Here is a 286-nt window from a genome sequence, read left to right as displayed (position 1 = left end):
CGTTCAGCTCCGCGCCGGAGATCTCACGAGGAGATCAAAGCGTGATCACGCAAGCACGGTGATGTTCGCGGCCTGGGGGCCCTTGGGGCCGTCCTGGGTCTCGAACTCGACGCGCTGGTTCTCCTCGAGGGAGCGGAACCCGCCGGAGTTGATCGCGGAGAAGTGCGCGAACACGTCCTTGGAGCCGTCCTCGGGGGTGATGAAGCCGAAGCCCTTGTCGGCGTTGAACCACTTCACGGTGCCAGTAGTCATGGGGAACCTGTCTTTCTGGGAAACGGAGCGTCCC

1 protein-coding gene is annotated in these 286 nt (G+C 63.6%); it reads right to left on the bottom strand.

The window, feature by feature from the left end:
• Positions 1 to 45 precede the first annotated feature (45 nt).
• Positions 46 to 252: a transcription antiterminator/RNA stability regulator CspE gene (gene cspE / locus AC6CH6_RS17880; RefSeq protein ID WP_035923571.1), complete on the bottom strand. Its 207-nt coding sequence runs from the start codon at positions 250 to 252 to the stop codon at positions 46 to 48.
• Positions 253 to 286 lie beyond the last annotated feature (34 nt).

It is taken from the genome of Kocuria sp. GQ42 (assembly GCF_059758435.1).
This window is presented reverse-complemented; position numbering and strand designations above follow the sequence as displayed.